Genomic DNA, 19,670 nt, shown 5'->3' with positions numbered 1-19,670 from the left:
TCCATTATGTTTAAGAAGTTTTTACCACTCTCAACACTTTTATTAACATCAATGACGTTTGCACAAAATAACCCATTAAGTGTGCATGTGTTAAATCTAGAAAATGGTTTGCCTTCTGCTGATGTTGAAGTAGTGCTCGAAAAGAGTTCTGGCAATCACTGGGTGAAGCTAAATCAGCAAGTTACAGGGCCGAATGGTCGTATTACGGCACTTTTTCCTGAAAATCAGCCGTTAGCACAAGGAATTTATAAGGTTACGTTCAAAACAGGAGACTGGTTCAAAAAGAATAATCAGAGCACTTTTTTCCCAGAGGTCCCCGTTATTTTCAAAGTTGATGGCAGTGTCAGTCATTACCACATTCCCTTATTATTAAGCCCCTATGGATACTCGACCTATCGAGGTAATTGATAATCTAAAGGGCTGGTAAAACTAGCCCTTTTATTTGCCCATGGTGAGTTAAAATTCGAAAAAATTAGACAATAATTCATGTCCGTACTTTTATGTTATTCACTGAATCTAAATCGATTCATGTTCTACAAGTGAGTCGACGAATTTTATGAAATATTAAGGGAAAAACGGCTTGTATTATTTGATTATAAATAAGGATGGCATGAACCAATTTTTAAGATCAATTCAAGTTTATAACCATAAAAGGCACATTTCACTTATATAGCTTCGATCTAAATCAGAAACTAATTTTTTTCTTTCTGTTTAATACTGCCTATAAAGATAGCAACTAACGCCATAATTAGACTGAAACCCAATAAAGGGAGTACTATCCCTAGAGTAGTCAATAGAGTGACTAGAGTGGTTCGTTGAAGAGAGTTTCCATGTTTCCAAGTGTTTATAAATAGGACTGAAAACTGTTGGATTGATTGTTTGAAGTCCGTTTTTTTGTACCAAGCCAAATACGCATAAAAAATCATTGCACATAATTCAAAAGAGTAGATGATGAGTATCAACTGGTTTATCCAGCCAAACAAAATACCAATATGGGCATCAACACCCCAACGCGTCAATTTGGCGATTAATGGATAGTCTTGGAAATAGAGTTGATCAATTACTTTGTGGTTTGAAACATCAATTGCAATGCTATCTGCTTGAGTTGGCCAATTGCGTTGAATTTCGGAAATACTCCATGCTTGGCTTTTATCTAGAGGTGGCTTGATCTGTATTTGTGAGGCATCAATACCATGCTTTCTAGCGAGATCTAATGCGATGTCAAAATCACGAGGGGTGATTTGTGGTGAATGCTGCATATGAATCATCGAATGATCATCATGATGCATGATCATGTCTGATTCAGCTCTAGCTTGGAGTGATGTGGTTAGAACTGGGGTTTGCCAACTCAGGGCTTGGCGAAATATTCGAATATTTTCACCAGCATATTCAGACCAGGTTAAGCCAGTCACAGCAACAAAGAGTAGAAGGGGGAAAAGAGCTAAGCCTATTGTGCTGTGTTTTTGGATATATCTATTATGAATGTTTTGTTTTTTCTTGGAAGCTTTGCGACGGTTATACCATTGGTAAAAACCAGTAAAAATCAATACGGCTAACCAACTTGCTGCGAGTTCACTATAAAATCGACCCCAGCTCCCTAACAATAAATCTCGATGTAAATGGTCCAGCTTAGTTCTAAATGGTAATAAGCCACTTGTACCGTAAACAGCTAATTGGCCTTTTACTTCAAGCGTATATGGATCGATGAAGAGCGCTTCATTTTGTAGTCTGAATTTAGAATCTGAAAAAATAATTCGTGTGGTCTGATTTTCTGTTGGTGCTGGTCGTACTTCAGTTATTTGCGCAGTAGGAGATAAAAATTGTCTAGCTTTCTCAATTTGCTTGCTGAGAGACTGTGTTTTTGAATCGTTATGTTCGATGTATAAAATATCTTTATAAATAATTTTTTCAATTTGTGGGGTAGCAGCATAAAAAAAACCAGTTAAGGCCGCTATAAAAATAAATGGGGCAATAAAAATACCAGCATACACGTGCAATAAACGGAAGAGCGTTTGCCAGAAATTGAGGTTCAAATAACTTTCCTTAAATCTGTGATTGGGTGTTTATATGCCATTTTGAAACGCAATTATACTGCAATTACAAGAACCCTCAATTGCCGACTTTTTTATACATTGTTGTTTAATAGTTATGAGCATGCTTTGATATTGATCGTTTCCTTTACAGAACTTGACTGCACGCTGTACTTAACTTTATAGAGTCAAATACAGCGTTAAGAAACCAATAAAATTAAATACTCGTTGCTTGCTTAATAAAACCTAGTAACTGGTTAGTTTCGGCTAAGCTAGCCTTTTGTAAAGGTTTTCTAGGGTCTCCGACACAGAAACCTAGTTCATTCAATCCAGCCTTCACTGTTTTGGGTAAACCACCTTGCACAATAAACCGCAATAAAGGAAGTTGCTTATAGAAAAGGTTTTGTGCCTGAGTTAGATCTCCATTTTTGACTGCTTGATAGAGTTGATTGGGGAGTTTGCCTAACAGATTTGGGGCAACGGTACACCAACCACTTGCACCAGCACAAAATGCCTCAAGAGCCAAAGGATTACAGCCATTATAAAAAGGCAATTTCCCTTGTGTCAGCTCATGGAATTTATGCATACGTTGAATATCCCCCGTACTGTCTTTGACCATAGAAATGTTTTCAATCTCTTCAAACATTTTGACAATTAATTCAGGCGACATATCCAAACCACTCGTTGCAGGGTTGTTATAGACCATAATCGGGAGTTTAGTTGCTGCTGCAATTTGTTGATAATACTCATAAACTTCTTGATCCGTCAGTTTCCAATAGGAAACAGGAATGACCATAATCACATCTGCGCCTAACTCTTCAGCCTTTTGAGCTTTTTGAATTGCCATTGAGGTCGTGAGTTCGGAAATTCCTAAAATGACAGGGACACGATGATTAACAACTTCAATACTTTTTTGAGCGACTTGTTGCCATTCCTGCCAAGATAAATAAGCACTTTCCCCAGCACTGCCCAGTGGTGCAATCGCATCACATTGATGCTCAAGCAATGCATTTAGCGTAATCGTCAACGCATCAAAATCAACTTCGTGTGTTTCAGCTTTAAAAGGAGTAATGAGGTAAGCAATAATGCCTTCTAACTTCATGGTTATTCTCCTTTAATGCAATCTGAGTGATTTTTCAAAGCTTTACGAGCGTAATAAGCGAAATTGATTTTGTTACGTTTATCTGTAGACACCCAGTCGTGCGCTTCTTTGGCTAAGTCGTGTGGAATCTGTTGAATTTGACCTGCCGCCATGGCCAAAAGTTGTAAGCGTGCCGCACGTTCAATCAAAATCGCGAGATTACAAGCTTCCTCGATGGTTTTTCCTGTGACCAACTGTCCATGGTGAGACAATAAAACAGCACGATTTTCACCCAATGCTGAAGAAATAAAGATCCCTTCTTCATTGCCAACAGGAACACCAGGCCAATCTCCAACGAAAGAACAATCTTCGTACAAAGCACAGGTATCCATATGTGAGATAACGAGTGGCACACGGAGCATAGACAACGCAGCGACATGCGTTGGATGGGTGTGAATAATACAATTCACTTCGGGATGTTCTTTATAAATCCAAGTATGAAAACGGTTGGCTGGGTTTGCCATTCCTTCGCCATTTAAAGGTTTCAGGTCTTGATCTACTTCTAATAAGTTGGCCGCAGTGATTTCATCAAAGCCTAGACCAAAACGTTGAGTAATAAAGGTATTCCCTTTATCGGTTCGGCTGGTGATTTGTCCAGCAAGTCCAGCATCATGACCATGATCAAATAAAATACGGCAAGTTAAGGCCAGTTTTTGTGGATCGGTGTAGTCTTCATCTTGAAAATGTTGTTGCATACTTTGTTGAGCGTTGTGCATGAGCTGCTGTTTATCAAGTAGTGCAGTTTCCATAAGACCTCCTATTCGGTTGATTTGTCATTTGGACATGGGCAGAATAAGAAACTTGTGGATGGTAGAAAATATCCAGTTTTTAAAACTTATATGGTCCAGATAATCATGCAACAATCGTGGGAAATGCGACTACATCTAGCTGAACGTAAAGAAAAAACCATTTTTCTTAAACTGACAAACCAGATTATTCAGGAAATCTTGTCAGGGCGATTAAAGCAGGGCACACGTTTGCAAGGTTCGCGGACCTTAGCGGATGAGTTGGGAATTAATCGGAAAACAGTACAATCCGTTTATGAAGATTTAGAAGCTCAGGGCTGGTTAGTCTCAAAGCCAAGACAAGGGACGTTTATTTCTGAACAGTTACCCGATCTCAAACTTGACTCAGCATTAGCTATAATGACATCAGCTCAAATTTCTACTGAATTATCTACTCCACAGGAAACGGCGATTAAAAATGATGGGATTCCTGATACTCGGCTGATTCCATATGAGTTATTTTCGCGTGCTTATCGTCATGCCTTGATTAAGGTGACGAGGCAGCAAATTATGGGGTATGGTGACCCGCAAGGAGCGCTGGAATTACGTCAAGCCTTATTAAATATGTTGTCAATGGAGCGATTTATTCAGACCACAATTCAGCATATTTGTGTGGTTCGCGGAAGCCAAATGGGGATTTTCCTTGCAGCTCGAGTGCTTGCCAAGCCACAAGTACAAGGTCAAGTCATTGTCGTGGAGCAGTGGTCTTATCCACCAGCAGTGGAAACTTTCCTATCCAACCATTTTCAAATTGTGCGGGTCAGATTAGATCAACATGGTCTAGATACCGAACACTTAACAGAAATACTGAAAAATCATTCGGTTGCAGCAGTATACACTACGCCACATCATCAATATCCAACGACTGTTTCCATGTCGATGGATCGGCGACTAAAGCTTTTGGAACTATCTAAAACTTTTGATTTTTATATTATTGAAGATGATTATGATCACGAATTCCACTATGACAGTCGTCCAATTCCTCCTTTAATCAGTTTACCTGCGGCTGAAAAAGTGATTCATATCGGTTCATTGTCCAAAGTCTTTGCACCAAGTTTAAGGGTGGGCTATGTGGTTGCTGATTTGGAAATTATCCAAGCCATGAAACAGGATATTTTACTTATTGATAAGCAGGGCAATGCCATTACAGAACTGGCGATTGCAGAGTTGATGCAACAAGGTGAAATCAAGCGGCACACACGGAAGATGCGCAAAATTTATCAACACCGTCGAGATTTTGCCGTGATGACTTTTCAGCAATTTTTTCAGGACAACGTTGAAATTACTGCACCAGCAGGGGGAATGGCATTATGGGTGCGGTTTAATCTAGCTTATCAAACTTACTATGCTGAAGCTTTAAGTCATTTGCAGATCGATTCTGAATATTGCTTTGGTTCTCGTGTAGAAAATACCAGCTTAGATTATTTTCACATACGTTTTGGCTTTGCTGCACTGAATGAAACTGAAATAACCAAGATTATTCAAACATTACATCAAATTTTCATGACTGAATTGTAAGTTGAAAAATATAAAAGCCAAAATCTTGTGGACTTTGGCTTTGCTACATAACCTAATTATAAAGGCATACGATACTCAATAATTCCTGGTTTTTCAGCGATCCAGTTATAAAGTTTCTGAGCAGTCTGGTTTGTCTCTTGAGTATGCCAATATAAACGATCACACTTTTGAGTCCGCGCTTGTTTTTGGACATATTCTATTAAACGTTTCCCGACGTGTTGCCCACGTGCTTCAGGCGATACATATAAGTCCTCTAAATAACAATAGTCTGTTTCTGCCCATGTTGAGCGGTGAATCACATAATGGACAAAGCCTAAAACTTTGTCGCCCTCTTTGGCAACAGCACAGTACACAGGTTCAGCATCATCAAAAAAGCGTTGCCATGTGGTTTGTGTAACTTCATGAGATAAATTAACTTTATAAAATTCTTGATAGGCAAGCCAATACGGTAGCCATTGTTGATAGTCTTGATACTGCGCTGGTGTTACTTGAATATTGTGCTTTTGCATAGTGATGTTCCCATCATTTTTGGTGATTAAAAATTGATGGGTAAAGCATAATCTTGATATGGTACTGTTTTAAGATACGGTTTTTGTATTTTTTACAGTACCAGTTTAAGTTTTTTATACCAAACGCCGTGAAAAGATACTTCTAACAGCATATTGAAGATTTCTAATCATTCACCGTTTTTATAAAATTATCCGAAACAAATCGCTTAAATTTTCCATTCAAGACACAATAAGCGATTAAGCCTAAAATCAATCCCCAATAATGTAATATTGGCAGCACTGGCAAGAAAGGTAATTAAAGCTGCTTCACGGCTTTCAATATCACTCATAGCATTGGTTAGACTTCCTGTAATAGTGCCTAACAAGGCAAGACCTGCCAGCGTACTAATAAAAGTTATTGGAAATGCTGTAAATATTGCAGCCAGTGTGACGCCAAAAATCCCAACCAAAATATAAAATATCCCCGCAGCAATTCCTGCTATCCAGCGTTTAGAAGGATCTTCATGAGATTCCTTACCTGTACAGATTGCAGCGGTAATTGCTGCAAGATTAAATGCGTGAGCGCCAAAGGGTGCCATGATGAAGGAACCTAAACCTGTGACAATAAGAATGGGTTTGGCATTGGTTTTAAATCCATCATTTTTTAAGACCAGTAAACCTGGCATATATTGCCCTGTTAATGTGATTAAAAATAAAGGCATGGCAATACTTAATGTGGAATTGATGGAAAAATCAGGAGCAGTCAGAATCGGTGAGGCTAATTTCAATTCAAATCCTGCAAAATCAATTCGAGTCTGAATGATTAAAAAAATAAAACCAAAAACCAAAACACTGACGATGGCATATCGTGCAGAAAAACGTTTAACAACCAGATAAATTAGAAATAATGACAGGGTCAGAAGTGGGTCGATTATGGTGTTGGTAAAGGCAGTTATACCAAATTGTAATAAAATCCCTGCCAACAAACCTGACGCAATACTTACAGGAATGAGGCGAATCAGTTTTTCAAAATAACCAGTAACTCCTAAAATTACGAAGGCTAAGGCAGAAAGTAAATATGCGCCAATCGCTTCAGCATAGGGAATAGTTGCAAGAGCAGTAATGAGAAATGCAGCAGCAGGAGTAGACCATGCCGTAATGATGGGTTCTCGAGTGTACCAACTTAATAATATTCCAGTAATACCAACACCAATAGAAATTGACCATACCCATGAAGCTGTAAGCTCTGGGCTAAGTCCTGCCATTTGTGCTGCTTGGAAGATTAAAATGAATGTACTCCCATAATTGACAATTACCGAAATTAATCCTGCCAAAATAGGAGGGAGTAAATCCTTGGAATAACGGTGAAAAACTGCGAGTCGAACCGACATAACCCCAACCTCTGAAAACTTTAACCATGAAAGCGTTGAGTGTATTTTTAATCATGGTATTGTCATAAGATACAGTTTGGGTGTTTTTAGAAGTACCAGTTCACTATGACAACGTCATCTTCTGCTTATTTTCCACATTTAATTTTGCCTAAAGGGCAACCCATAAAAGATGGTTTATATTGTGTTTTACGAGATGCAATTCTAGAAGGCCGTCTATCTGGGGGAACAAAACTACCCTCAAGTCGCAATTTGGCAGAGATGATGTCCATTTCCCGTAATTCTGTATTGGCGGGATTAGAACGTTTGCTCGATGAAGGCTATTTAGTCACTAAACCAAGTTCAGGAACTTATGTTGCTGCCGTCATTCCAGACCAATTAATTCAAATTCAAAACGATATAACCCAGACAAAATCTCAACCTACGCAAAGCATCAACATTAATCCACATTTCACTAATTTGTTGCTTCATTGGAATAAGCAGACATTAACAAGTCAAGAGAAGAAAATATTTCATGTGGGTGTAGGCTGTGTCGACTTATTTCCACATGAACTTTGGGGTAAATTATTAGGGCGTGCATGGCGACAATCTTATTATCAATTAGGCCAATTCCATGATCCCCGAGGCTATCTGCCTTTACGTCAGGCAATTTGTCATTATGTTAAGTCAACACGAGGATTAAACTGTCAGGAAGAACAAATTCTGATTGTGAATGGAACACAACAGGCAATTCATTTGGCTGCATATGCGCTGTTACAGCCAAATGACCAAGTGTGTTTAGATGAGCCGGGTTATGACGCAGCCTTAAATATATTCCGTAGTTTTGGTGCCATAGTAAACCCTATTACTAGTGATGAGGAGGGGATGAGAGTTGAAGAAATTATTCATGACCATGCTGAAAGCCAACTCATTTACACAGCTCCCTCACATCAATTTCCACTTGGTGACACTCTGAGCCTTGCTCGCCGATTTGCTTTATTGGACTGGGCTACCCAATATCAAAAATGGATCTTTGAAGACGACTACAATAGCGAATTTCGTTATGGAACGCATCCTATACAAGCATTACAAGGTTTAGATGAACAGCATCGCGTGATTTATGCAGGCACATTTTCTAAGATGATGTTTCCTGAATTCCGACTTGGGTTTATGGTCGTTCCTGAAGCCTTAATTGAAGTTTTTAGTCTGGCAAAATATTATACCGACACGCGTAGTTCCTATCTGGAACAGGTGGCACTGGCGGCATTTATTAAAGATGGTCATTATGCACGACATGTACGTAAAGTTCGTAAAGCCTGCTACGAACGTCAACAGGCTTTAATTGTAGCAATTGAAACCTATCTTTCAGATGTACTAACTGTACAGCCTACCGATTCAGGAATTCATTTAGTTTGTTGGCTTAAGAATGGTTGGACTGAAAAAGAATTTCTTATTGAATGTGAAAAAGTGGGTTTAGCTGTACAGCCTTTATCCAGATATTGTCAAGTCGCATCCCAAAGACCCGCCGTACTGTTTGGTTATGCAGCACATACGCCTGATGAAATACAAGCAAATATTAAAAAGCTTGCGCAATCTCTGTATTAGTTTTTTGATAATTTAAAATATGCCCGTTAGTTTCTAAAATATGAGAAGACTAATTTTGCTATGCACATAATTAAATTCACTATAGATGCTTCTTTATTATGCATACATTTAAGAATTATTGATGCATTATTTAGTGATAAGAATTTTAAAAAGCAATTGGAATATAAGTCTGTATATTTTGTCGTTGAAAAAGGATTTATGGGTGTACAATGCTGATTGTGGAGTCGGAAAAGCTTCTAAAAAATATAACAAAAACAAACGGGATGAATCAGTTTGATATAAAAATATACTCTAGAGGTATTTCACAAAATTAAATTTTTCATTTAAAAAAAGAAAAAGATTCTGTCTTGATATATAGTTTTAATGAAAGGATAGAAGAATGACCAATCGAAGGATTTTGATTGGCATAAAAGTTGCTGTTTTAAGCAATAGGGTCTTAGCTAGGTGAAAAGGATATGACATCACTCAGCCAACAGATGAATGTGAACCACTATTCTCGGCAAGCAGATTTTGCACAGAATTTAATGTCGAGCATTTGTGGCGAACATCGTTTAGATACAAGTGCACGCGATACCTTAGATTTTCATTACGATGGTATGCGTTTGCCCAATCGGAAAATGGCGATTGGTACGATTCGTTATGGTGCAAATGTTGCCATCAATATTTCCAATTTAAAAGCTTACAGTATTAGCTTGCCTTTACAGGGGAAACAGGCGCTAAGTATTCGTGGTGAAAATTATGTTTCGGATGAGAATAGAGGGTTAATTGTCTCGAATAATGATTGTCAGGAATTAGTTATTAACCGTGATTGTCAGAAATTACAGGTCGTGATTCCTGAGCGAAGTATGCATATGGTTTTGGCGGATTTATTGAATCAGTCCATTGACCAGCCTATTATTTTTAATCCAGAAATGCATATCGATTCAACTCAATTAATTCATGCATGGTGGAAAAACATCCAAAATTTCTTGCAGTTTAATGCACAGAATAATGGTTTTTTTGGCTTGCAAATGCTGTCTGATGATTATGAAAATTTTGTGATTAAGGCGTTATTGCTTTCTCAAGAGCATAATTATTCTGCGGCATTGAAAGTACAGGCACAGCAACAAGAGCCGGTCTATATTCGCAAAGTTAAAAATTTCATTATTGAGCATGCACATGAAGATATTCGTGCTGATGATTTACAACGTTTGGCAGGTGTTTCAAAGTCAAAGCTGTATGATGAGTTTCAGCAATATTATGGTACTAGCCCGATGTCCTTTTTGCGCAAATATCGCTTGCAGCAAATTTATAAAATTTTAAGTCATGCCAATATGAATGCTAAGTTATCGATTTCAAAACTGGCTTATGATTGGGGTTTTACCCACCTCAGTCGTTTTTCCCAAGACTATAAAGAGGAGTTTGGTGAAAAGCCGAGTGAAACTAAAAATAAGTCACGTGAATAAATGATGAGATATAAGAAACCCCTGATTGAGAAATTTCATCAGGGGTTTTTTAATGCAATATACAAATGGTTTAGACTGAATTTTCTAAGTTATAGATTGCTTTAGTTTTAGATTTTTCATAAATGACTTTTAGGGTTAAAGCCATAAATGAAATGAAAGTTGGGATAGCCAGTACAAAGAAGATGCCACCTAAACTTAGGTTAAAGGTGAAAATAAGTGAACCAAAGAATGCCCCCAAGATCGCACCAATCCGTCCGATACCATGCATCCAAGACACCCCAACTGCGCGGCAAACGGCTGGATAGAACATAGTTGCTAATGGTAGGAGTGATGACTGTGCTCCTGCAAGCAGTGCACCAATCAAGAAAATGGTGATGCCGAGCAATAGAATATTTGAGCTGACTACACCTGCAACAAGGAATAAGCCGAACGCGATGAGGTAAGCATATTTGATTACGGTGGTTGGATTCACCTTATCCATATACCAACCCATGATGGTTGCGCCAATTACACCACCAAAAGGGAAGATGGCGGCAATTAAGCTAAATTGTTGTGTACTAAAGCCCGCTGTTTTTAAAATAGTTGGCATCCAACTAGTTAAAAGATAAAACACCAAGAGGCTAGTAAAACAGCATAACCACAGCATACTTGAACCCCATAAGTATTTGCCCAATACAATTTTTACAGGATTTTCATTGGTGGTTTCGGTTTGTGGTAACACCAGTTTCACAGGTTCGCTAAACGGATGTCCTTGAATTTTTTCTAAGATGGCGAGTGCTTTATCTTGGCGGTTGCGTGCAATCAGCGATTGTGTCGATTCAGGTAAAGCAAGCAGTAATGCAATGACCAATAGTAAAGGAATACTACCGCCAAGAATAATGACTTTCGACCAACCAAATCCTTCGAGTAAATAAGCGGACAAGACTCCGCCACAAGAAATGCCTAACATAAAACCACAACCTGCGAGTCCTGTGAGAAAGGCTTTGCGCTTAACTGGCATATATTCAGACACCATTGTACTGATGTTTGGCATGGCTGCACCTAATCCAACCCCTGTAATAAAACGGTAAATCATCAGTTCTTGGGTAGAGCTAGCAAAGCCACAAAGAATGGTAAACACCGAGAATAAAAGGGTGGTTGTGACAATAATGCCTTTACGACCAAACTTATCGGACAGCGGGCCTGAGATAATCGCACCGATTGACATACCAACCAATGCGGCACTGAGTACGGGTGCCAGTTGTGGTTTGCTAATGCCCCAATCATCCAGTTAAGCAGGTGCAATAAAGCCAATAATTCCTGTATCTAGACCATCACAGAAAAAAACCAAAAAACCCAATATAAAAACGAGCCATTGTAGGGGGGAGAGCTTCTCCCGATTAATAATCTGATTTACTTCAATTGTTCTCATAATTCTTCCTTTGAATGTATGTTTTAGCTCGGTTGGATTGACCCTTTTTGTACAAATTTACTCATGGCATTGATGGATGAATTTTGCGTTAGCAATGTTCGCGCATGAGTGAAAGGTGTTCGATTTACACCAGAGACATCGCCTTGTTCTGATCGGCAGAAAGACTCTTTTTAAACGGTAGAGAAAGTTGCGCTATCGCGAGGTATGAACATATCTTGATTGAACTATTTTTATACTTTGAGGACTATCCACTAACTCCTGAACTTCATCCATTTTTTCCATTCGTGCTGGATCGTTTTTTTTAACAGATTATTTTGTGTCACCTGTGCAAGCAAAAGAAGCATGCATATTTAGACACGCTATTTAGAATTGCGCATGGATTGGATAGTGCTCGCAGCTTTTGGACAGTCATCCTAAAAATTTGGATAGAAGATAAAGCCATAACAAAGTCAGGAGTTGACGATTATGGCTGGTCAAACGATTCAGATAAAAACCGAGACTGGTAAACAATTTAGTGCTTACTTGGTCGCCCCATCTTCAGGTAAAGGTCCAGGCATTGTGTTGTGTCAGGAAATCTTTGGGGTCAATGCCGCAATGCGGGAAAAGGCAAACTTTCTTGCCGAAGAGGGATACACCGTTCTTGTTCCTGATTTGTTTTGGCGGAGTGCGGCCAATATTGAATTGGGCTATACCCCAGAAGATTTTCAAAAAGCTTATGCACTTTATCAACAATACGATGAAAATTTAGGGGTAGAAGATATTCAGGACAGTCTGACTTATCTGCAAACACGACCTGAATGTGATATGTCTACAGGGCTGGGTGTTGTTGGGTATTGCTTGGGCGGAAAACTGGCGTATTTAGCTGCCTGTCGTTTACCAGAAGTTGCTTGCGCCGTTGGCTACTACGGGGTTGGTTTAGAAAATGTACTGGATGAGCTAGCTAACCTAAAAGGACGTTTGGTACTGCATATCGCAGAGTTAGATCAATTTACTCCACCAGATGCACGACAAGCGATTTTGCAAGCCGCGAGTCAATATAGCAATGTCAAAGCCTATGTCTATGAAGATGTCGATCATGCCTTTGCTAGACCAAAAAGTGAACATTACCACAAACCATCAGCCCGATTTGCCCATGAGCGAACGGTGACTGCACTGCATGACATGATTGGACCGCATTATGACTTGGTGGCGTTATGGGAAGAGCATATTCGACATGAATTTGATACCCGCGATGTCCCAGCGACCATGGCAACCATGGTGGCAGAACCTTATGTCAATCACATTCCCACGCTAACAGGTGGTGTGGGTCAAAGTCAGTTGGCCCGTTTCTATCGCTACCATTTTGTGCATCAAAACCCTGAAGACATGAAGATTACCTCTATATCACGCACGGTGGGATCAACACAGGTGGTCGATGAATTTATCATGAGTTTTACTCACGACACCGAAATTGATTGGCTACTGCCAGGGGTGAAACCAACAGGCAAATACGTCGAAATTCCAATGCTGGGTGTTATTCAATTTCGCGGTTCTAAACTGTGTCATGAACATATTTATTGGGATCAGGCATCGGTACTGGTGCAAATTGGTTTACTCAACCCTGAGGGATTGCCTGTGGCCGGTGTTGAGACGGCTAAAAAACTCCTGAATGAAGATTTACCTTCCAATACGCTGATGCCGTCATGGAACAGCAGCGAAGGTAAACCCATTGGTGAGGGAGTGTGATTATGAACATTGATTTAAAAGGCAAGGTTGCCGTGGTCAGTGGCGGTGCAACCCTCATTGGAAAGGCCGTGGTTCAGGCTTTGGTGAATGCAGGCGCACGCGTTGCCATTCTAGATATCGATGCCAACGGAAAGAAAGTTGCAGAAAGTTTTCCTTATGACGTGATGTTCATACAAGTGGATTTGACCAGTGATGTGGCGATTCAACAGGCAGTCAAGAACATTCATCAGCATTTGGGGGAAGTCAGTTGTTTGGTGAACTTGGCATGTACTTACTTAGATGATGGCTTTCAGTCCTCGCGTCAGGACTGGCTAAAGGCATTGGATGTCAATGTGTTGTCTGTAGTGGAGTTAACGCGTGCCTTTTATCCAGACTTAAAAGAGCATCGTGGTTCGATTGTGAATTTTACTTCGATTTCTGCCAAGTATGCGCAAACAGGACGCTGGTTATATCCCGTATCCAAAGCGGCTATTCGCCAATTAACTCAAAGTATGGCCATGGATTTTGCCGCTGATGGTATTCGGGTCAATTCGATTTCCCCAGGTTGGACATGGTCGCGGGTGATTGCCGAAGTCAGCGGCAACAACCGTGAAAAAGCAGATGGCGTTGCAGCGGATTATCACTTATTAGGCCGTTTAGGACATCCAGAAGAAGTGGCCAATGTGGTGCAGTTTTTACTGTCATCTGCAGCGAGTTTTGTAACTGGGGCAGATTATGCCGTCGATGGTGGATATTCGGTCATGGGACCTGAAGGGGCACAACCTGCCATTCCACGCTTAGCCAGTTAAAACAGACATTCATTATTTAGAACATTAAAAAATTTGGAGAAGCACATGCGCCGTATTGCAATTGTTGGAGCAGGACAATCAGGTCTGCAACTTGGATTAGGTCTGTTAGATACAGGCTATGATGTGACCTTAATTACCAACCGTACTGCCGATGAAATCCGTCAGGGCAAAGTCATGTCGAGTCAATGTATGTTTCATACGGCTTTACAAACGGAACGGGACTTAGGGCTGAACTTTTGGGAAGAGCAATGTCCTGCAGTCGAAGGAATTGGCTTGGCTTTGGTCAATCCTGAACATGGTGGCAAAGCCTTTGAATGGAGTGCACGTCTGGAACGCTATGCACAATCGGTCGATCAGCGCGTAAAAATGCCCTTTTGGATGCAGGAATTTGAAAAACGTGGTGGTCGATTAATCATTCAGGATGTTGGTATTGAAGAACTAGAGCAATTGGCCAATGAATATGAGTTGGTCTTACTCGCCGCAGGAAAGGGTGAGGTCGTCAAACAGTTTGAACGTGATGCGGAACGAAGCACCTTTGATCGACCGCAACGTGCCTTGGCACTGACCTATGTCAAAGGCATGAAGCCCGTCTCGCCATATTCACGCGTCACTTTCAACATCATTCCAGAAGTGGGCGAATACTTCTCTTTCCCAGCACTGACCATTAATGGACCATGCGACATTATGGTTTTTGAAGGCATACCCAACGGCCCTATGGACTGTTGGCAAGATGTACAAACGCCTGAACAGCATTTACAGCGCAGTCTTGAACTGCTTAAAAAATATGCGCCATGGGAATTTGAGCGTTGCAGCAATGTTGAACTTACCGATGCAGGCGGTTATTTGGCAGGTCGATTCCCACCAACAGTGCGTAAACCTGTTTTGACGCTGCCTTCAGGCAAAAAAGTCTTTGGTATGGCAGATGCCTTAGTTGTAAATGATCCAATTACTGGTCAAGGCTCAAATAATGCAGCCAAATGCAGCAAGATCTATTTCGATGCCATTCTGTCTAATGATGATCAAGCCTTTAGTGAAGCATGGATGCAACAAACCTTTGAACGCTATTGGGCATACGCCGAAAAAGTCGTGGCATGGACCAATAGTCTGCTGTTGCCACCACAACCGCATGTCATGGAATTACTTGCCGCTGCCAGCCAAAACCAAGCGATTGCATCAGTGATGGCAAATAACTTTGATGACCCACGTGACTTTGCACCGTGGTGGTTTGATGCGGAACAAGCTCAGCATTTTCTTGCCATGAAAACAGCTCAAAAAGTTGCCTAATCAGGTTTTGTAAAAAGGATCTTACTTATGATTGATAGCATTGAAGATATGGTATTACTGCCAGTAAACGTAGAAAACCCAAGAGAAATACGGAATTTACTTGGGCAGTTTGCAACAGGCGTAACGGTCATCACGACACGCAGTAAGCAGGGACGAAAAGTTGGCATGACAGCGAACTCTTTTTCCTCCTTGTCACTCGACCCGCCATTAATTTTATGGAGTTTGTCTAAAACTGCCCCAAGTCTGTCAGATTTTGTTGATGCAGAACACTTTGCCATTCACATGTTGGCGCAAGAACATCATCTGCTTTCTGGGCATTTTGCCAAAGCTTCTGCCGATAAATTCGCTGGAATTGCACATCGAGAATGTGACGTAGGTGTACCCATTCTGGAGGATGTGCTGGCAACCCTTGTCTGTCGAAATGTGACCCAATATGAAGGAGGTGATCACCTTATTTTTATTGGTCAGATTGAGCAATATCAACAACGGCAGGGAGAGCCATTGGTTTTCCATGCAGGGAAATACCGAGTCGCGGCTGTTCATCCAGAGCTAAGCAATTAAAGATTTAGTCACGATGTTTCATCGTGACTTTTTTATTTAGGAAAAAACAATGAAGTCTCATGTAGTACAAAAAAGTGTTTTGCTCTGTAGTTTGAGTTGTATTTCTGTCATGGCTCAAGCCTATGATTTGCCAACTGTAAATTTAGGCATGACCAGTTTTTTAGATGGCGGCTTACCTGCTGGAACGGGTTGGTATGCACAAACCTATTTTCAAAACTATGACAGTGATGAATTGGTCGATGCTCAGGGAAATAAATTGGGCTTGCCCAAAACAGATCTGAATTATCAAGTACTGGTTGAACAAATCAGTTATTTGTCTAATGTAAGATTAGGCGATCATGCCAGTTTAGGGATGAATTTTCTGATTCCATTTGTGAGCAAAATGGATATGGATGATGGATTAAATCAAATGGCAATCAAATCACAGGGTGGTTTTGGTGACATCATGATTGGTCCTTTTGTACAATTCGATCCAATTATGGGAGCAGCGGGTCCCAAATTTGTACATCGGATTGAATTCCAAGTGAACCTGCCAACAGGGGATTACAGTTCACAAAAAGATATCAACCCAAGTAATCATGCAGTTTCGTTGAATCCGTATTGGGCGGCAACCTACTGGTTTAATCCCAAATGGACAGCTTCGACACGTATTCATTATCTGTATAATTTTAAAAATGATGATCCAAGTTATGCATTTTCAGGTGCAGATGAGATTCAAGCAGGGCAGGCATTGCACGCGAACTTTGCAACAGATTATGCAGTTACGCCACAATTTCGCTTAGGGCTGAATGGGTATTGGTTAAAGCAAATTACCGATACCGAAGTGGATGGCGAGAAAGTAAAAGGACGTAAAGAAAAAGTTTGGGCAATTGGTCCAGGTGCGATGTACAGTTTTTCACCAAATAACCATGTGGTTGCCAATGCCTATTTTGAACAAGATGCAGAAAATCGTCCTGAAGGGACGCGGATGCAAGTTCGTTATATTCATCATTTCTAATTCAACCTAGCCTTTTATCCATACAGGATAAAAGGCGATTTATTTCTTTTAGCGCTGAATTATAGATTGTATTTAAATTGGGTTAGCTACATCGACGGGTAGAGGATGGCAAAGTTCCAAAGCGTCTTTTATACTCTTGAGAAAATCTACCTAAATGCGTAAATCCCCATTTAAATGCCACGTCCGTAACGGTTAAATGTTCATTTCGTACGAGTTCTAAGTGCGCCTGCTCAAAACGTAATTCTCTCAGATATGCCATTGGGGTCGTGCCCAAATAGTTTTTAAAGCCCGTAAATAGAGTACGTACACTTACACCCGCTTGTTCGGCCAGCGTTTCCACACTTAACGGCTCATGTAAATGTTGTTGAATATAGGCTTCAGTCCGTTTAATAAAATGTGGCGAAATCGTTTTATCTTTATGAGAATCAATTTTATCTAAGCCATTATTGGGCTGCCCATAAATCAGCGCGTTTAATAGATTCGATTCAAACTGTTTAAAAGCCAATGGATGATGCAGTGGGTGTTTGTCGCATGCCAGTGCATCCATTAAGGTGCGGAGCAATTGCAGAAAGTAGCTGCCATTTTGGGTGGTAAAATCGAGTTTAGGATCAAAAATAAGCGGAGTGTTGTCAGTGTCAGGAATATGCTGGCGACAATGATGCAGAAAATCATCTTTAGAAATTTTTAAAATAAGTTGCGGAGAGTTGGCATGCCAGCGCATCCGCAAAGATTGTTGCGGTGAGATGATGGATGCGACTTGCGAATAGGACATAAATTTTTGACGTCCAAATTCAATTTCAGCATAACCATGAGTTGGAATTTGGATTAAATAAAATTTGTCTAAATGGTCGGGTTCTATAATTACATCCGCACCGTAGACTAAACGGCTAATGGACAGGGCACCTGTTTTAACATGGTGCATGGTTGCACTAAAATTTTTCTGTGGCTTGGAGATTTTTAACAGGTGAGGCTTAAAAACTTGCCCTACATTTTTACAGGTTTCATTTATATCTTGATGGTTGAACAGTAAATTATGGGGAGAAAAAATAGATTCCTGCTGGAAATGCCGTCCATTTAATTCAGAAGAGTTGGCTTGATACATATCGTTATTCCTTTGGCTAACTCCTGCTTGTATTTCACCTTTGAAAACGCTGCTCGGAAGAATTTTGAAGAGGTGTAAATACTGCACTTAGATGATTCAGTTGTGCGCAAAATATATAAAGATCAATGCAAGATACAGACCAGAATTGCCAAAAAATGCTGCTTTCAACAAGTTTTAGTGAAGGATGAAATATCCTTATTTTAAGTGTTTAATAACAAGCATATACTTGAAGATTCCATTCCATGCGCTTGGTGTTCTTATTCAGATCTTAGTCCTTAAGATCTATACAATTTTATAGCAAATCCAAGTGATCTGGTCAATTTTATGATCACTTGGATGATGCTGATCTTATTGAAATATGATGTATTTAAATGAATGTATGCTTATAGACATGCATTCACTTGTAGGAAATTCATAAGGTTCTGATTAAACGCCGTTGGCTGTTCCACATTGGAAATATGCGACGCATCAATTTCTACCAACCGACTCTTGGGAATTTGACTCTGCATAAACTCAGCATCCGCCACCGTTGTCACAGGATCTTGCTGTCCTGCAACAAGCAACACAGGAACCGTAATTGTCTTTAATTGTTCCCGAACATCCGCTTTAGCCAAAGCTTCACAACAACTCGCATAACCTTCAGGGCTGCCAGCACCTAAGTCGTTTGAAAGCGTTGCAACCGTTGCCGCGTTGCTTTGGATAAAGGGAACTGTAAACCATCGCGAAGCTGCACTGTCCGCGATGGATTGTAAACCTTGAGATCTGACCAAAGCCGCCCGATCCAGCCAAGCCTGCTCCTGACCAATTTTAGCCGCCGTATTACATACCACCACATGGCTAAAACGCTCAGGATAATGAATCGCCAACCATTGACCGGTTAAGCCACCCATGGAGATGCCACAAAATGCAGCTTTTGAAATCTGTAAATGATCCAGCAAATGAATCACATCCTCACCTAATTGTTGCAAGCTATAAGGACCTTGCGGGGTAGATGAAGTACCATGACCACGCGTGTCATAACACACCACAAAGAACTGCTCTTTTAAAGCATTAAACTGCTGCTGCCACATGCCATAATTGGTACCCAAAGAATTGGAAAATACCAAAGCAGGATTGGTGGCATCACCAAAAGTTGCGTAATTGATGGTTGCATCATTTGAAATAAATGTTGGCATAAATCCCTCCCGACCTCCCTTTAAAAAAGGGAGGGGAAATATCTTAAATAGTTATGATTTGTTAAACCCGCTGAATAATCATTGCAATACCTTGACCGACACCAATACACATCGAACACAGCGCATAGGTTCCACCCGTTTGTTCCAATTGGTTTAAAGCCGTGGTGACTAAACGTGCACCCGATGCACCTAACGGATGACCAATCGCAATCGCACCACCATTGGGATTTACTTGTGTCGTGTCATCT

The 19,670-nt window shown here is 40.4% G+C and carries 15 protein-coding genes and 3 pseudogenes; 9 read left to right on the top strand and 9 right to left on the bottom strand.

Annotation, left to right across the window (positions count from 1 at the left end):
* The first annotated feature begins 6 nt into the window (after window positions 1-6).
* Window positions 7-408: a hydroxyisourate hydrolase gene (uraH, locus tag I593_RS04990; RefSeq protein WP_016166483.1), complete on the top strand. Its 402-nt coding sequence runs from the start codon at window positions 7-9 to the stop codon at window positions 406-408.
* A 284-nt stretch (window positions 409-692) separates the two neighbouring features.
* Here the strand turns inward: uraH and I593_RS04985 are convergent, their stop codons facing one another.
* The 3 genes from I593_RS04985 to I593_RS04975 all read right to left on the bottom strand — a co-directional run bounded on the left by I593_RS04985 (window position 693) and on the right by I593_RS04975 (window position 3,920).
* On the bottom strand, window positions 693-2,033 hold the full coding sequence (locus I593_RS04985; RefSeq protein ID WP_016166482.1) for a PepSY-associated TM helix domain-containing protein: 1,341 nt from the start codon (window positions 2,031-2,033) through the stop codon (window positions 693-695).
* Between the two features lie 214 nt (window positions 2,034-2,247).
* Window positions 2,248-3,132 (bottom strand): dihydrodipicolinate synthase family protein, encoded by an 885-nt coding sequence (locus I593_RS04980; RefSeq protein ID WP_016166481.1) that lies wholly within the window; start codon window positions 3,130-3,132, stop codon window positions 2,248-2,250.
* A gap of 2 nt (window positions 3,133-3,134) precedes the next feature.
* The gene (locus I593_RS04975) at window positions 3,135-3,920 is read right to left on the bottom strand and encodes an aldolase (RefSeq protein WP_016166480.1); all 786 of its coding nucleotides are present in this window, start codon (window positions 3,918-3,920) and stop codon (window positions 3,135-3,137) included.
* A 90-nt stretch (window positions 3,921-4,010) separates the two neighbouring features.
* Between I593_RS04975 and pdxR (I593_RS04970) the strand changes: the two genes are divergently transcribed.
* Window positions 4,011-5,474, top strand: a complete 1,464-nt coding sequence (gene pdxR, locus I593_RS04970; protein ID WP_167539536.1) for a MocR-like pyridoxine biosynthesis transcription factor PdxR — start codon at window positions 4,011-4,013, stop codon at window positions 5,472-5,474.
* 56 nt (window positions 5,475-5,530) lie between these two features.
* Here pdxR (I593_RS04970) and I593_RS04965 read toward each other — a convergent pair whose 3' ends face one another.
* Window positions 5,531-5,983 (bottom strand): GNAT family N-acetyltransferase, encoded by a 453-nt coding sequence (locus tag I593_RS04965; protein ID WP_016166478.1) that lies wholly within the window; start codon window positions 5,981-5,983, stop codon window positions 5,531-5,533.
* Between the two features lie 163 nt (window positions 5,984-6,146).
* Window positions 6,147-7,353, bottom strand: a pseudogene (locus I593_RS04960) (benzoate/H(+) symporter BenE family transporter).
* A 105-nt stretch (window positions 7,354-7,458) separates the two neighbouring features.
* On the opposite strand from I593_RS04960, the gene pdxR (I593_RS04955) reads away from it, so the two are divergent.
* Entirely contained in the window at window positions 7,459-8,934 is a 1,476-nt protein-coding gene (gene pdxR, locus I593_RS04955; RefSeq protein ID WP_016166476.1) for a MocR-like pyridoxine biosynthesis transcription factor PdxR, read from the top strand.
* A 455-nt stretch (window positions 8,935-9,389) separates the two neighbouring features.
* Window positions 9,390-10,379, top strand: a complete 990-nt coding sequence (locus tag I593_RS04950; RefSeq protein ID WP_016166475.1) for an AraC family transcriptional regulator — start codon at window positions 9,390-9,392, stop codon at window positions 10,377-10,379.
* A gap of 70 nt (window positions 10,380-10,449) precedes the next feature.
* Here the strand turns inward: I593_RS04950 and I593_RS04945 are convergent.
* Window positions 10,450-11,790 (bottom strand): annotated as a pseudogene (locus tag I593_RS04945) (MFS transporter).
* 465 nt (window positions 11,791-12,255) lie between these two features.
* Between I593_RS04945 and I593_RS04940 the strand changes: the two are divergent.
* The 5 genes from I593_RS04940 (at window position 12,256) to I593_RS04920 (ending at window position 17,145) form a co-directional block, all read left to right on the top strand.
* Window positions 12,256-13,515: a dienelactone hydrolase family protein gene (locus I593_RS04940; RefSeq protein WP_016166472.1), complete on the top strand. Its 1,260-nt coding sequence runs from the start codon at window positions 12,256-12,258 to the stop codon at window positions 13,513-13,515.
* Window positions 13,516-13,517: 2 nt separating this feature from the next.
* Window positions 13,518-14,303 carry an SDR family oxidoreductase gene (locus I593_RS04935; protein ID WP_016166471.1) on the top strand — a complete coding sequence of 262 codons (786 nt, stop codon included), beginning with the start codon at window positions 13,518-13,520 and terminating at the stop codon, window positions 14,301-14,303.
* A 45-nt stretch (window positions 14,304-14,348) separates the two neighbouring features.
* Window positions 14,349-15,587 (top strand): styrene monooxygenase/indole monooxygenase family protein, encoded by a 1,239-nt coding sequence (locus I593_RS04930; protein ID WP_016166470.1) that lies wholly within the window; start codon window positions 14,349-14,351, stop codon window positions 15,585-15,587.
* Between the two features lie 30 nt (window positions 15,588-15,617).
* Window positions 15,618-16,148: a flavin reductase family protein gene (locus tag I593_RS04925; RefSeq protein ID WP_026441195.1), complete on the top strand. Its 531-nt coding sequence runs from the start codon at window positions 15,618-15,620 to the stop codon at window positions 16,146-16,148.
* A 109-nt stretch (window positions 16,149-16,257) separates the two neighbouring features.
* On the top strand, window positions 16,258-17,145 hold the full coding sequence (locus tag I593_RS04920; RefSeq protein ID WP_409360591.1) for a SphA family protein: 888 nt from the start codon (window positions 16,258-16,260) through the stop codon (window positions 17,143-17,145).
* Between the two features lie 82 nt (window positions 17,146-17,227).
* Here I593_RS04920 and I593_RS04915 read toward each other — a convergent pair whose 3' ends face one another.
* From I593_RS04915 to I593_RS19925, 3 genes and pseudogenes are all read right to left on the bottom strand, one after another.
* Window positions 17,228-18,247 (bottom strand): AraC-like ligand-binding domain-containing protein, encoded by a 1,020-nt coding sequence (locus tag I593_RS04915; protein WP_016166467.1) that lies wholly within the window; start codon window positions 18,245-18,247, stop codon window positions 17,228-17,230.
* Window positions 18,248-18,630: 383 nt separating this feature from the next.
* Window positions 18,631-19,422 (bottom strand): 3-oxoadipate enol-lactonase, encoded by a 792-nt coding sequence (gene pcaD, locus I593_RS04910; RefSeq protein ID WP_016166466.1) that lies wholly within the window; start codon window positions 19,420-19,422, stop codon window positions 18,631-18,633.
* A 61-nt stretch (window positions 19,423-19,483) separates the two neighbouring features.
* A pseudogene (locus I593_RS19925) lies at window positions 19,484-19,670 on the bottom strand (acetyl-CoA C-acyltransferase); the annotation flags it as partial.

This window comes from Acinetobacter tandoii DSM 14970 = CIP 107469, from assembly GCF_000400735.1.
GTDB classification, from domain to species: domain Bacteria; phylum Pseudomonadota; class Gammaproteobacteria; order Pseudomonadales; family Moraxellaceae; genus Acinetobacter; species Acinetobacter tandoii.
This window is presented reverse-complemented; position numbering and strand designations above follow the sequence as displayed.